At 76.4% G+C, this 13,538-nt stretch carries 11 protein-coding genes and 3 pseudogenes; 5 read left to right on the top strand and 9 right to left on the bottom strand.

Annotated elements, in window-relative coordinates; translation table 11 throughout:
• Positions 1 to 100 precede the first annotated feature (100 nt).
• The 6 genes and pseudogenes from ACWPWW_RS10460 to ACWPWW_RS10435 form a co-directional block, all read right to left on the bottom strand.
• Positions 101 to 700 carry a methionine ABC transporter permease gene (locus tag ACWPWW_RS10460; RefSeq protein WP_454050437.1) on the bottom strand — a complete coding sequence of 200 codons (600 nt, stop codon included), beginning with the start codon at positions 698 to 700 and terminating at the stop codon, positions 101 to 103.
• Positions 701 to 759: 59 nt separating this feature from the next.
• A complete protein-coding gene (locus ACWPWW_RS10455) occupies positions 760 to 1,830 on the bottom strand; it encodes a methionine ABC transporter ATP-binding protein (RefSeq protein WP_454050236.1) in 1,071 nt (356 codons plus the stop codon).
• Positions 1,831 to 1,870: 40 nt separating this feature from the next.
• On the bottom strand, positions 1,871 to 2,641 hold the full coding sequence (locus ACWPWW_RS10450; RefSeq protein WP_454050235.1) for a MetQ/NlpA family ABC transporter substrate-binding protein: 771 nt from the start codon (positions 2,639 to 2,641) through the stop codon (positions 1,871 to 1,873).
• Between the two features lie 298 nt (positions 2,642 to 2,939).
• Entirely contained in the window at positions 2,940 to 3,599 is a 660-nt protein-coding gene (locus ACWPWW_RS10445; RefSeq protein ID WP_454050436.1) for a MetQ/NlpA family ABC transporter substrate-binding protein, read from the bottom strand.
• Between the two features lie 133 nt (positions 3,600 to 3,732).
• Positions 3,733 to 3,783: pseudogene (locus ACWPWW_RS10440) on the bottom strand (hypothetical protein); the annotation flags it as partial.
• 106 nt (positions 3,784 to 3,889) lie between these two features.
• Positions 3,890 to 3,976: pseudogene (locus tag ACWPWW_RS10435) on the bottom strand (MetQ/NlpA family ABC transporter substrate-binding protein); the annotation flags it as partial.
• Positions 3,977 to 4,653: 677 nt separating this feature from the next.
• On the opposite strand from ACWPWW_RS10435, the gene ACWPWW_RS10430 reads away from it, so the two are divergent.
• From ACWPWW_RS10430 to ACWPWW_RS10420, 3 genes are all read left to right on the top strand, one after another.
• Positions 4,654 to 7,341, top strand: coding sequence for a DNA polymerase III subunit gamma and tau (locus ACWPWW_RS10430; RefSeq protein ID WP_454050234.1), 2,688 nt, complete (start codon positions 4,654 to 4,656; stop codon positions 7,339 to 7,341).
• A gap of 52 nt (positions 7,342 to 7,393) precedes the next feature.
• The gene (gene recR, locus ACWPWW_RS10425; protein WP_454050233.1) at positions 7,394 to 7,993 is read left to right on the top strand and encodes a recombination mediator RecR; all 600 of its coding nucleotides are present in this window, start codon (positions 7,394 to 7,396) and stop codon (positions 7,991 to 7,993) included.
• Positions 7,994 to 8,142: 149 nt separating this feature from the next.
• A complete protein-coding gene (locus tag ACWPWW_RS10420; RefSeq protein WP_454050435.1) occupies positions 8,143 to 8,706 on the top strand; it encodes a DUF5063 domain-containing protein in 564 nt (187 codons plus the stop codon).
• A gap of 12 nt (positions 8,707 to 8,718) precedes the next feature.
• On the opposite strand, the gene ACWPWW_RS10415 is transcribed toward ACWPWW_RS10420, so the two are convergent.
• From ACWPWW_RS10415 to ACWPWW_RS10405, 3 genes and pseudogenes are all read right to left on the bottom strand, one after another.
• Complete coding sequence (locus ACWPWW_RS10415) at positions 8,719 to 9,522, bottom strand: helix-turn-helix transcriptional regulator (RefSeq protein WP_454050232.1); 804 nt, start codon at positions 9,520 to 9,522, stop codon at positions 8,719 to 8,721.
• A gap of 1,421 nt (positions 9,523 to 10,943) precedes the next feature.
• Positions 10,944 to 11,189 (bottom strand): annotated as a pseudogene (locus tag ACWPWW_RS10410) (hypothetical protein); the annotation flags it as partial.
• Between the two features lie 225 nt (positions 11,190 to 11,414).
• The gene (locus ACWPWW_RS10405; protein ID WP_454050231.1) at positions 11,415 to 11,840 is read right to left on the bottom strand and encodes an organic hydroperoxide resistance protein; all 426 of its coding nucleotides are present in this window, start codon (positions 11,838 to 11,840) and stop codon (positions 11,415 to 11,417) included.
• A 153-nt stretch (positions 11,841 to 11,993) separates the two neighbouring features.
• Here ACWPWW_RS10405 and ACWPWW_RS10400 point away from each other — a divergent pair, with 153 nt between their 5' ends.
• Entirely contained in the window at positions 11,994 to 12,626 is a 633-nt protein-coding gene (locus ACWPWW_RS10400; RefSeq protein WP_454050230.1) for a TetR/AcrR family transcriptional regulator, read from the top strand.
• On the top strand, positions 12,623 to 13,402 hold the full coding sequence (locus ACWPWW_RS10395; RefSeq protein WP_454050229.1) for a TSUP family transporter: 780 nt from the start codon (positions 12,623 to 12,625) through the stop codon (positions 13,400 to 13,402). The genes ACWPWW_RS10400 and ACWPWW_RS10395 overlap by 4 nt, the downstream gene beginning before the upstream one ends.
• Positions 13,403 to 13,538: the final 136 nt, after the last annotated feature.

Here is a 13,538-nt window from a genome sequence, read left to right as displayed (position 1 = left end):
TAGTGCGGGATGTCGCTCTACCTCGGCGGGATCGCACTACCTCGGCGTCCGGGGGAGGCGTCGGGGGAGGGGGTCGGGGGAGGGGGGCGGGGGGAGGGGGTCAGCGGCGGAGGACCTTGCGGGCCAGGAAGTTGCCCAGGAACTGGGCCGCCTGGACCATGATCACGATCACCGCGACGGCGGTCCACGTGACCACGTCGTTGAACCGCTGGTAGCCGTAGACGATCGCGAAGTCGCCGAGGCCGCCGGCGCCGATCGCGCCCGCGACCGCCGTCATGTCGACGATCCCGACGAACAGGAACGTGAAGCCGAGGATCAGCGGGCCGAGCGTCTCGGGCACGATCACGGTCGCGATGATCCGGAGCGGGCCGGCGCCCATCGCGCGCGCCGCCTCGACGACGCCCGGGTCGAGCGCCACGAGGTTCTGCTCGACGATCCGGGACGTCGCGAACGTGGCCATGATCGCCAGCGCGGGGATGGCCGCCTCGACGCCGTACGACGCCCCGGTGAGCGCCTGGGTCAGCGGCCGGACCGCGGTGATGAAGATGATGAACGGGATCGGCCGGACGATGTTCACCAGCAGGTTGAGCACCACGAACACCGGCCGGTTGGCCAGGATGTTCCCCTTGCGGGTCACGTAGAGCGCGATGCCGAGCAGCAGGCCCGCGAGCCCGCCGATCGCCAGGGCGGCGATCGCCATCTGCAGGGTCTCGCCGAGGGCCTGCCAGAGCTCGGGCCACAGGCTGACGCCGTTGCTGTTCACGCGGTCACCCCCTCGGTCGCCGGGCCGGCATGGTCGCCGTCGTGCGCGTGCTCGACGACCTCGGTGTGCTGGCGCAGGTCCGCGATCAGCGCGTCGACCTGCGCGTCCGTGCCGGTGAGCGCGAACGTCAGCGAGCCGAGGGGCCGGGAGTTCACCTCGGTGATCCCGCCGAACACCACGGAGCCGTCGACGCCGTGCGCGCGGAGTCGCTCGGTGATGGTGACCCCCGGGACGCCCTCGACCTCGCGCACGGCGACCGTGATGATCCGGCCGTCGTGCCGCCCGCGCAGGCGCTCGACCACGTCGGGCCGCGGCCGGTCGTGCAGCGCGGCACCGATGAACCGCCGCGTGACCTGCTGGCTCGGCTCGGCGAACACGCCGTACACGTCGCCGGACTCGACGACCTTGCCGTGCTCCATCACCGCGACCTTGTTGCAGAGGTAGGAGACGACCGACATCTCGTGGGTGATGACCACGATCGTGACGCCGAGCTCGCGGTTGACCCGCCGCAGCAGGTCGAGCACGTCCTTGGTCGTCTCCGGGTCCAGCGCGCTGGTCGCCTCGTCGGCGAGCAGCAGGGCCGGCGACGTCGCGAGCGCCCGGGCGATGCCGACGCGCTGCTTCTGCCCGCCCGACAGCTGGTCCGGGTACTGCTTGGCCTTGTCGGTGAGCCCGACGAACTCCAGCAGCTCGGCGACCCGCGCCTGCCGCTGCGCCTTGGGCCACTTCGCGACCCGGAGCGGGTAGGCGACGTTCGCCGCCACCGTCCGGGACCGCAGCAGGTTGAACTGCTGGAAGATGAACCCGATCCCCACGCGAGCGGGGCGCAGGCCCCGCTCGCTCAGGCCGGTCAGCTCGGTGCCGTCGACGACGACCTGCCCCGACGTGGGCGTCTCGAGCCCGTTGATCAGCCGGACCAGCGTGCTCTTGCCGGCGCCGGAGTAGCCGATCACGCCGAACACGTCGCCGCGCTCGATGTCGAGCGTCACGCCGTCGACGGCGCGCACGAGGCCGGAGGAGCCCGTGAACACCTTCGTGACGTCGCGCAGGGAGACCATGGCGGTCATCGGGTCACCATCCTGTGTGGGGGTCGTCGGGGATCGCGCGTCAGCCCGCGGTGCGGACCTGGTCCTCGAGCTCCGTGAGGCTGGTCTGCAGCTCCTCGGGCGTCAGGTTCTGCTCGACGGCCGTGCCCTGGTTCTCCTCGAGCAGCTGCCCGATGACCTCGTCACGGTGGTAGATCTCGATGAGCTGCTCGTAGACCGGGTTGTCGGCGTCCTCGGCCCGGGCGACCCAGATGTTCACGTACGGGCGGGCCGTCTCCGTGTCCTCGAGGTCGGAGTAGATCGCCGTCGTCGGGTCGATGCCGGCGTCCGCGGCGAAGTTGTTGTTGACCACCGCGCCGTCCAGGTCCTGCAGCTGGATGGCGGTCTGGTTGGCGTCGACCGGGACGACCGAGACGCGCGAGGCGGCGGTGTCGATCTCGGCGGGCGTGGACAGCGCGTTGCCGCCGTCCTGCAGCTCGATCAGGCCCGCCGACTGGAGCACCAGCAGGGCGCGGGCCTGGTTGGTCGGGTCGTTCGGGATGGCGATCTCGCCGCCGTCCGGGATCTCCTCGGGCGAGGTGTAGCCCTGGGTGGTGTAGAGACCGAGCTGGTAGATGACCGTGCTGCCGATGGGCGCCAGGTCGTCGTCGGCGCTCACGTTGTAGTTGGCCAGGAAGAGCAGGTGCTGGAACTGGTTGAGCTCCAGGTCGCCCTCGCTGAGCACGGTGTTCGGCTGCTGGTAGTCGGTGAAGTTCACCAGCTCGACCTCGATGCCCTCCTCGGCGGCGAGGTCCGTGAACGTCGTCCAGTACTCCTTGCTGATGTCCGTCACGCCGACGCGCACCGTCACCGGGTTGTCCGGGTCGGCGGCCGTCGGGGCGGCGGTCGGCTCGCTGCCGGAGCAGGCAGCCAGCGCGCCCAGGGTGAGGGCGGCGAGTGCGGCGGTCAGTCCGCGCTTCCTGGGGGGGCTGCCCTCCGGTGGTTTTGCTGGTCGCGAGGCCGGGGGGGGGCGTGCGGGGCGGGCCTCGCGCCGGGTGGGCCGCGGCGGGGCCGTGGTCCGGGCGGCGGGGCCGTCGGGCGTCAGGGCCGGGGTGAGGACCCGCCCGAGCCGGTCGCGCTCGCGACGAGCGTCAGGGACGGGCGGGGGTCCGCCGCGGGGGAGCCGAGCTGCGAGGGAGCAGCGTCAGCACATTCGCTGGCGACAGCACACGAGCCCGCAGGACGCCCCGGCCATGACGCGCGACGACGGCGCGCGGCGCTCGGAAGCGGCGTGGGTGCTCACGTGCTCGACTCCTGTCCCTGAGGGGGCGGACGCGGGCGACAGTAGCACCCGTCCGCAGCGCCACGTCCGCAGGTCTCAGACCCGCGGGCGGGCCTGCGATCACGGTCCCACCCCCGCCGGGACCGCGCCAGCGCGCCGGCGGCGCCGGGCCCGCGGGGGACCCGGCGCCGTCGGCGCGTGGGTGGGCGTCAGGCGGACTCGCGGACCAGGTCCTCGAGGTCGGCCAGGTCGGACTGCAGGCTCGTCGGCCGGCACGTCCTCGACCACCGCGGTGCCGCCGTTCTCCTCCAGCAGCCCGTCGGTGACCTCCTTCGAGTGGTAGATCTCGATGAGCCTGCGCGTACACCGGGTTGTCGGCGTCCTCGGCCCGGGCCACCCAGATGTTCAGGTACGGCCGCGCCGTCTCCGTGTCCTGCAGGTCCGAGTAGATCGCCGTGGTCGGGTCGATGCCCGCGTCGGTCGCGAAGTTGTTGTTGATCACGGCGCCGTCGAGCGACTGCGCCTGCACCGCGGTCTGGTTGGCGTCGACGGGCACGACCGTCACGCGGGACGCGGCCTCGTCGACCTCGGCGGGCGGAGAACGCGTTGCCGCCGCCGGTGAGCTCGACGAGCCCGGCCGACTGCAGCACGAGCAGCGCGCGGGCCTGGTTGACGACGTCGTTCGGGATCGCGATCTCGGCGCCGTCCGGGATGTCCTCCGGCGCGGCGTAGCCCTTGGTCGTGTAGAGACCGAGCCTGGTAGATCGCCGTCGAGCCGATCGGCTGCAGGTCGTCGTCGGAGTTCACGTTGTAGTTGGCCAGGTACAGCAGGTGCTGGAACTGGTTGAGCTCCAGGTCGCCCGGCCTGAGGATCGGGTTGGGCTGCGCGTAGTCGGTGAAGTTCACCAGGCTCGACGTCGATGCCCTCCTCGGCCGCGAGGTCGGTGAACGTGGTCCAGTACTCCTGCGCCTTGTCCGTGACGCCGACCCGCACGGAGACGCGGTTGTCGGCGTCGGCGGGCGCGGTGGCCTCGGAGGCGGACGAGCCGCCGCCGGACGCGCACGCGGCGAGCGACGCGGTGGCGGCGATCGCGGCGATCCAGGCGGTCAGTCTGCGCTTCATGGGGGAGTGCCTCTCGGGGGTGGTCCCGGCGCGGGTGCGCCGGGGACGTCGGGCGTGCGGGGGAGCGGACGTGCGGGGGTGGTCGCGCGGGCACGGGGGTGTGCGGTGCGCGGCGGGCCGACCGGGTCGGGGCGGGGGGGCCCCGGCCGTCGAGCGGGTCAGACCGCGCGGGGACAGCGACAGGCGCGGGCCGGGCCCGTGGTCGCGGCGCGCACGACGAGGCGCTGCGGGTGGACGGCGCGGTCGCGCATCTGCCTGCTCCCTCTCGTGCGGCGGTCCGCCGGACCGGGCGGTCGGCGGTATGGCGGGAACCTAGCGCACCCGTCTCGGTGCGTGGAACGCCGTGTCCGCGATGTGAGATGGCGTGACGACGGGCCGCCACCTGCGCGGCGGGAGGGGTCGTCCCCAGGCCGTCGTCCGGGGGTGCCCGCGTGTCCCCGGGCCCCTCTACAGTTCTGGGGTGACGACCGCCCTGTACCGCCGCTACCGGCCCGAGACCTTCGCCGAGGTCGTCGGGCAGGACCACGTCACCGCGCCGCTCCGGCAGGCGCTGCGCAGCGGGCAGGCCAACCACGCGTACCTGTTCTCCGGCCCCCGCGGCTGCGGCAAGACGACGTCCGCCCGGATCCTCGCGCGCTGCCTGAACTGCGCCGAGGGGCCGACGGACACCCCCTGCGGCGCCTGCGCCTCCTGCGTCGAGCTGGCCCGCGGCGGCCCCGGCAGCCTCGACGTCGTCGAGATCGACGCGGCGAGCCACGGCGGCGTCGACGACGCCCGCGACCTGCGCGAGCGCGCGACGTTCGCCCCCGCGCGCGACCGGTACAAGGTGTTCATCCTCGACGAGGCCCACATGGTCTCGCCGCAGGGCTTCAACGCGCTGCTCAAGATCGTCGAGGAGCCGCCGGAGCACGTGAAGTTCATCTTCGCGACGACGGAGCCCGACAAGGTCATCGGGACCATCCGGTCCCGCACGCACCACTACCCGTTCCGCCTGGTCCCGCCGGACGTGATGGTCGGCTACCTCGAGCAGCTCTGCGTCGCCGAGGGCGTCACGGTCGGCTCCGGCGTGCTGCCGCTCGTCGTGCGCGCCGGCGGCGGCTCCGTCCGCGACTCCCTGTCGGTGCTCGACCAGCTGATCGCCGGCTCCGGCCCGCAGGGCCTGGTCTACGAGGACGCCGTGGCCCTGCTCGGGTACACGCACGCGTCCCTGCTCGACGACCTGGTCGAGGCCGTCGCCGCCCGGGACGGCGCGAGCGCGTTCCGCGTCGTCGAGCGCGTGATCTCCACCGGCCACGAGCCCCGGCGCTTCGTCGAGGACCTGCTGGAGCGGCTGCGCGACCTCATCGTGCTCGCCGCCTCGGGCGAGGCCGCGGCCGCGGTGCTGCGCGACGTGCCCGGTGACCAGATGACCCGCATGCAGACCCAGGCGCGCCAGCTCGGCGCCGCGGAGCTGTCCCGGTCCGCCGACCTGGTGAACGCCGCGCTCTCCGAGATGACCGGCGCGACGTCCCCGCGCCTGCACCTGGAGCTGCTGATGGCGCGGCTGCTGCTGCCGGCGCTGGACGACTCCGCCTCCGGGCTCGGCGCGCGCGTCGACCGGCTGGAGCGGGAGGGCGTGCGCGTCGGGTCCGCGCCGGCCACCCCTGCGGCCGCACCGGCGGAGGCGACGCCGGCTTTCGAGCCCGCCACCCCGGTGGAGCGCGTGGCGGTGGTGACGCCGGCTCCGGCGGCGCCGGGCGTGCCCCAGGCGGGTGTGGCGGAGGCCGCGGGGACCGGGCCCGCGGAGGCGGAACCGGTGCCGCCCGTGGAGGCGGAGCCCGAGGTCGAGGCAGAGCCCGCCCGCGACCTGCCCGCGGAGCCCGCGGAGCCCGAGCCTGCGGAGCCCGAGCCCGCAGAGCCCGCGCAGCCCGCGGCCGCCGCGGAGCAGCCCGCCCCGCGGCCCGAGCCCGCGGCCGTGCCCCACGACGTCCCCGCCGTCGAGCCCGTCGCCCCCGTCGAGCGCCCGGCCGGGGCCCCGGGCGGTGGCGACACCGAGGTGCTGCGCCGCCGCTGGCCGGAGGTGCTCGACACCCTCAACCGCCTGAAGAAGACCACCTGGGTGCTGATCAGCCAGAACGCGCAGGTGGTGGAGCTCGACGCGACGACGCTCAAGCTCGGGTTCGGCGCGCCCGGCCTCGCGTCGGCGTTCCGCGCGGGCTCGCACGCGGACCTCGTGCAGCAGGCCGTCCGGGAGACCCTCGGGTTCACCGTCAAGGTCGAGCCGGTGCTCAGCAGCGGCTCGGGCGCCCCGGCGGCGTCCCGGCCGTCCGGCGGCGGCCCCGGCGGCCCCGGCGCGCCGACGGCCCCGCGCACCAGCACGCCGAGCGCGGCGGAGGCCGCCGCGTCCTGGGACGCGCCGGCGGCCCGCCCGGCCCCGGTGCCCGCGCCGACGGCCGAGGCGCCGCGCGCGCCGCGGGACGCCGGCCCGGCTGCCGCCGGCCTCCCGGCCCCGGCCGACGAGGACCCCGACGCGGCCGACCCCTGGGCGTCGGCACCGGTCGTCGCCGTCGCGGCCGACCCGTGGGCCGACGCGGCCCCGGCCGGCGGCGCGCCGGAGCCCGACGCACCCGCGGGACGGGAGCGGGTCGTGCCCGACGAGGCGCCGGACGCCCGGGCGGGCGCAGCCGACGCCCCGTCCGGCGCACCCCGCGCGCCCGGCGCACCCGGCGGGGACCGCGCACCCGCCGCACCCGCCGCAGCCGCCGCCCCCGCCGCCCGCCCCCGCGCGGGCGGCGACGCCGCGCCGCCGCCGTGGGACGTCGCGGACCCGGACGACCCGGGCGCGCCCGAGCCACCGGCCGACGACTGGGTGCGCGACGCGCCGCCGGACCCCGCAGGCCCGGCCGGTCCGGCCCGCCCCGCGGGTCGGGCCTCGGTCACGCCGAGCGGTGCCGACCGCGTCCGGGCCGCGGCGCGCGCCGCGCAGTCCGGCCAGTCCGGCAAGGCCGGCGGTGCCGCGCCGAGCGCCCCGACGCGCTCGCGGTGGGCGGACGACGAGCCGTCGATGGACGACCCGGACATCGGCGCGACCGGCCTGTCCGGCATCCCGCTGCTCACGCAGGTGCTCAGCGCGACGATCATCGAGGAGCTCGTCGACGAGGGCTTCTGACCCGCGCGCCGCGTCGTCGGCCCGTGGGGGTGGCGGGCCGTAGGCTGGGGGCGTGTACGAGGGCGCGGTCCAGGACCTGATCGACGAGCTGGGGCGGTTGCCCGGCGTCGGTCCCAAGAGCGCGCAGCGGATCGCGTTCCACATCCTCGCGGCGGACCAGACGGAGGTGCGCCGGCTGGTCGACGCGCTGACCGAGGTCAAGGCCCGGGTCCGGTTCTGCGTGCAGTGCGGCAACGTGGCGGAGGAGGACCTCTGCCGGATCTGCCGCGACCCGCGCCGGTCGGCCGCGGTGATCTGCGTCGTCGAGGAGCCCAAGGACGTCGTCGCGATCGAGCGCACCCGCGAGTTCCGGGGCAGGTACCACGTGCTCGGCGGCGCCATCAACCCGATCGCGGGCATCGGCCCGGACGACTTGCGGATCAAGGACCTCATGACCCGGCTCGCGGACGGGACGGTCACCGAGGTCATCCTCGCGACCGACCCGAACGTCGAGGGCGAGGCCACCGCGACCTACCTCGCGCGGCTGCTGGTGCCGATGGGCCTGACCATCAGCCGGCTCGCGTCCGGCCTGCCCGTGGGCGGCGACCTGGAGTACGCGGACGAGGTCACGCTGGGCCGGGCCTTCGAGGGTCGCCGGCGCATCAGCGCCTGAGCACGCACCCTCCGGCCACCGGCGGGCCGTGACCTGCGGTCCCGGGTGTCGGCGGGCGTGGTTCGACCCCGAGGGGCACGATGGCGGACGTGGACCGAACCGACGACCTGCGCGTGGCGAGCGACGCCCCCCGCGTGGACGACCTGGCGATGGACCCGGAGGCCGCGGACCTGCGCGCGGTCGCCGACTCCGTCGCGCGCGAGTGCCGGTCGTTCCTGACGACCGTCACCGAGGTCGGCGCCGGCACCAACCCGGAGGCCGCGATCCCGCTGCTGCTGCTGGCGGTCTCGGACGTGCTGGCGGTGGGGGCCCGGCTGGGTGCGATCGTCGACGTGGTGCCCAGCGAGCGGTACGAGCCGGACGTCGGGCCGGACGCCGACGTCGAGCCGCTGCGCGCCGCCCTGGCCGGGGTGCTGGACGGGCTGGACGACTACGCGGAGGTGGTCGACCCGGTCCTCGGCGGGGAGGTCGGCGCCGCGACGCTGTCGGGGGACCTGGTGTCGATCACCGGCGCGCTGGTGCAGGGCCTGCGGCACTACGACCACGGGCACGTGCTCGAGGCCCTGTGGTGGTGGCAGTTCTCCTACCTGTCCTCGTGGGGCGAGCGCGCGTCCAGCACCCTGCGCACCCTGCAGACCGTGCTGGCGCACCTGCGGCTGGACGTCGAGGACGACGTGGCCGCCGAGGCGGAGTACGACGCCCTCCAGCCCTGAGCGCGCGGCGGGTCAGGCGGACCAGCGCGCGAGGTCGCCGCGCGCGCGGTAGCCGAGCTTGCGCAAGGCGTGGCTCATGTGGTTCTCGACGGTCCGCACGGACAGGTGCAGCCGCTCCGCGATCTGCCGGTTGCTGAGCCCGTCCCGGCCCAGCGCGGCGATCTCCGCCTCGCGGCCGGAGAGCCGCTCGGGCCGCCCGGGCTCGTGCGCGCCCGGCACCGCACCCGGTCCCGCGTCCAGCCCGAGCAGCTCGTGCGCGGCCGCGGTGAGGACGCGGGCGACCCGGGGGTGCGCGCGCGGGAGCGCCGCGGCCACCGCGTCCCGGTCGCCGTCGGCGAGCGCCAGCTGGAGGTCGAGGTACGGGTCGAGCAGCGGCAGGACCGCACGGGACCGGGCACGGCGCACGGCGGCGGCGCGTTCCGGGGTGAGCGGTGGCGGCGCGAACATCCAGGTGAGCAGCGCGGGCTGCAGCAGACCCGCGTCGGCGTACGAGCGGCCGGCCTGCCACGCGAGCTCGCCTGCGCCGGACCGGTCGCCGGTCGCGACGGCGAGCGCGGCGACGCCGACGGCGCGCAGCGAGCGGACCAGCGGCCGGTACACCCGCGGGGTCTGCTCGAGCTCCCGCAGCAGGGCCCGGGCCAGGTCCACGTGCCCGGCCGCGGTCTGCAGCATCGCGCCCACCGCGAGGCCGCGCCGGTAGAAGGTCGTCTCGGCCGGGCCCGCCGGCCCGAGCCGCAGCGCGCTGCCGAGCACGTCCCACGCCGTGTCGAGCTCGCCGGAGAACGCCAGCACCTCGGCCAGCACGGAGGCGTGCACGCGGATGCCGGACGCGTCGTAGGCGTCGTGGGCCGCGCCGAGCGCCGCGCGGGTGAGCCGCTCGGCGTCGTCGAGCCGGCCGAGCAGCAGCAGGCACTCGGCGCGGAGCGCGACGCGGTGGTGCCGGATCCCGGTGGCGGGGTCGTCGGCGGGAACGGGGGGGGGGGGGGGGGGGGGGGGGGGGGGGGGGCGGGGGGGGCGGCCCGCGGGGAGCCCGCAGGGGGGAGGCCGGGCCGCCCCGCCTCCAGCAGCGCGGCGACCCGCAGCAGCTCTGCGCCGCCCCGCAGCGCGGGCGGGACGGCGGGGTCCTCGGGGGCGGCGGCGACCTGCTCGGCGGGCTCGCCGTCCCGGACGGCGAGGACGAGCCGCTCCTTCAGGTCACCGAGGTCCTGCGCCCGCGGCCCGGTGGCACGCGCACCGTCCGGACGCACGCCGGTGACGTCCACCTCGTCGCTGCCGTGCCAGTCGTCCCAGCGCGCCCGGTGGTACCGGAACGTCGCGACGTCGTCGTCGGTGTCGTCCCCGGCGGTCACGGTGTCCCGGAACACCGTGGCGATCTGGTCCCGTGCGGGCCGGCGCATGAGCTGCGCGAGGTAGCGGTTCGCGTTCGGGACCGTTGGTGCGGCGAGCCACGCCGCCCGCCGCGCGGACTCCGCGGCGGCCGCGCGCTCGTGCAGGACGTCGGTGAGCCCGCTGCTCCAGCGCGGCAGCCCGGCGCCCCCGGCACGGCCGGCACCGTCGCCGCCGTCGGTGAGGAGCGCACCCAGGTCCGCCGGGGGCGCGTCCGCTGCACGGTGCTCGACGCCCGTGACGGCCCGCGCCCGCGTCAGCGCGCGGCGGCGCCGGGCCGGGGTGGCCCGTTCGCGCAGCGTCCGCGCGAGCGCCGGGGGCGTCACGACGACCAGCGCGCCGGTGCCGGCGACCGCGTGCTCGGCCACCCGGCCGAGGTCCGCGAGGTCGTCCAGCACGTCGGGGCCGACCAGCGACGCCGCCTCGTCGGGCGGCACCGGGCCGACGAGCGCCAGCTGCTCCAGGGCGTCCACCCGGGCCGGGTCCAGCCCGCCCAGCAGCAGCGCCGCCACCGCGTCCGCCGGGACGTCGGCGAGCCGGCCGTCGTCGACGTGCCGCCCGTCGACCTGCCGCAGCACCCGCGTGGCCCGGGCCGCGGCCAGCAGCGCGACGGCGACGCCGGGGTTGCCGCCCGACTGCGCGAGCAGCGCCGCCGTGAGCGCCGCGTCCGCCGGGCCCGACAGCACCGTCGCGACGAGCGCGCCCAGCGAGGCGACGCCCAGCGGGGTCAGCCGGGTCTCGGTGGGCGGGCGGGCGACCAGCAGGTCCCGGGCCCCGCCGGGCGGTGCGCGGAGCAGGTCGGTGGTCGTGGACAGGACGAGCCGGCAGCCGGTGCGCCGCAGCGCGCGGCGGACCACCCGGACGCTGCCGGGGTCGAGCAGGTCCGCGTCGTCGACCAGCAGCACGGCGCGCGGGGCGGCGACCTCCTCGGCCAGCCAGTGCACGAGCGCCGTCTCGTCCGGGGCGCGCTGCGGCGCGGACGGGTGGTCGAGGACCGCGGCGAACGGGGACGGCCCGGCGGCCGGCAGCAGGACGCCGGTCCGCCGCCGGTCGGAGAGGTCGGCCCGCAGCGCCTCGAGCGTCGTCGACTTGCCCATCCCGCGGTCGCCGCGGAGCACCACGTCCTGCCCCAGGGCGAGCCGCCGGCGGACCGTCGCGACGGCCTCGTCCGGACCGTCGCCGCTCACCGCGCCACCATGCCGACCGGCCCCCTCGCAGGCGGCGCGCGCCGTCGTCGGCGCTGATCGCGGACCCGCCCGGGGCCAGCCTAGGACCGGCGTGCGCCGCCGCGGGAGCGTGTGCGCCCGCGGCGGCACCGCGGGTCAGGCGACGGTGGTCTCCAGGACCACATCGATGTTGCCGCGGGTGGCGTTGGAGTACGGGCAGACCTGGTGCGCCTGCTCGACGAGCTTCTCGGCGGTCGCTTGGTCGACGCCGCCGATCTCGACGTGCAGCGCGGCGCTCAGGGTGTAGCCACCCGTGCCGTTCGGCAGGATGCCGATTCCGGCGACGACGGCCGAGTCCTGGATCGGCGTCTTCGCGGCGGCGGCCACGCCCTTGAGCGCGGAGTGGAAGCACGCGGCCCAGCCGGCGGCGAACAGCTGCTCCGGGTTGGTGCCGCCACCGGGACCGCCCATCGCGGCCGGCACGGCGAGCGTGAGGTCCAGCACGCCGTCGTCGCTGGTGACCTGGCCTCCGGCGCGGCCCTCGCCGGTCGACGTGGCGGTGGCGGTGTAGAGCGCGCTCATGAGGGAGACCTCCAGGTAGACGAACTAGTACGTCTATTAGAACCACGGCGCGGTCGCGCGTGCCAGACTGACGGCCGGCGACTGCGTCACACCCGCGCACGACCCGTGCACGCCCCGTACCCGCCGCCGCGGCCCGCGACAGGAGAGAGACCCATGACGCCCGCCGGCCTCGCCTGGCCCCCGCTCGCCGACCCGACGCCGGCCGCGCTCCCCGCCTCGCCGGTCGCCGCGCGCATCCTCGCCGCCGGCGCCGGCCTGTTCTACGCCGACGGCATCCGCGCGGTGAGCGCCGACCGGGTGATCGCCGCGGCCGGGGTCAGCAAGGTGACGTTCTACCGGCACTTCCCCACCAAGGACGCGCTGGTGGTGGCGTACCTGACCGCGGTCGCCGCCGCCGAGCGGGCCGCGCTGGACGCGGCGGTCGGCGCGCACCCGGGCGACCCCGGCGCCGTGCTGCGGGCGTACGCCGACGTCCTCGGCCGGGAGTCCTGCGCACCGGGGTTCCGCGGCTGCCCGTTCATCAACGCGGCCGCCGAGTACGCCGACCCCCAGCACCCCGTCCGCGCCGTCGTGGCGGAGCACCGGCTGTGGATGGTCGCGACCGCCGCCGCGCTGCTGCGGGACCTCGGGGTCGCGGACGCCGAGGCCGCGGCGGAGGAGCTGGTGATCCTGCGAGACGGCGCCATGGTCGCGGGGTACGTCGGCGGCGAGGAGCGGGCGCGCGCCGTGGCCGCGGCCCTGCAGCACGCGGGTGCGGCCGTGGTCGCCGCCCACCGGGCCGCGTGACGATCTCGGGCCTGGAGCTGTCGGTCACGGCGGTCGTCCTGCTGGTGCTGGCCGGCTTCGTGGCCGGGTGGGTGGACGCGGTCGTGGGCGGCGGCGGGCTGGTGCAGCTCCCCGCGCTGCTGCTGGTCCCGGGCATCAGCCCCGTGCAGGCGCTCGCCACCAACAAGCTCGCCGGGATCATGGGGACGGCGGTCAGTGCCGCGACCTACTACCGGCGCGTGCAGCCCGACATGGCCACGGCCGGGCCGATGGCCGCCGCCGCGCTGGCGGGTGCGGGCGGTGGCGCGGCGCTCGCGTCCCTGCTGCCGGAGGACGTGTTCGTCCCGGTGATCCTGGTCGCGCTGGTGGCGGTGGCGGTCTACACGGTCGCGCGCCCGCAGGTCGGGCGGGCCACGGAGCTGCGCTGGCACGGGCGGACGCACCTGCTCGTCGCGCTCGCGCTCGGGGCGGGCATCGGGTTCTACGACGGGCTGCTCGGTCCGGGCACGGGGTCGTTCCTGGTCATCGCCCTCGTCGGGGTGCTGGGCTACGCGTTCCTGCAGGCGTCGGCGCAGGCCAAGATCGTGAACGCCGCGACCAACCTCGGGGCGCTGGTCGTGTTCGCCGCGCAGGGCGCCCCGCTGTGGCGGCTCGGGCTGATGGTCGGGGCGGCGAACATCGCCGGCGCCTACCTCGGTGCGCGCACGGCGGTCGCCCGGGGCAGCGGCTTCGTCCGGGTGGTGTTCCTGGTGGTGGTCACGGTGCTGATCGTGCGCCTCGGGGCCGAGCTGCTCTGAGCCCCGACGGGGGCGGGCGCCCGCGCGGTCCCGCGATGCGGGCGGGGCCGCAGAGGTGGGACGCGCGCGGCCTAGACTTCGCCGCGACCCCGCCGGTCGCCGTCCGCGACCGTCCACCGCACCCGGAAAGACCCCT

It is taken from the genome of Cellulomonas sp. Marseille-Q8402 (genome assembly GCF_965119525.1).
The sequence above is the reverse complement of the archived record's forward strand: the minus strand, read 5'-3'. Positions and strand labels throughout refer to the sequence as shown.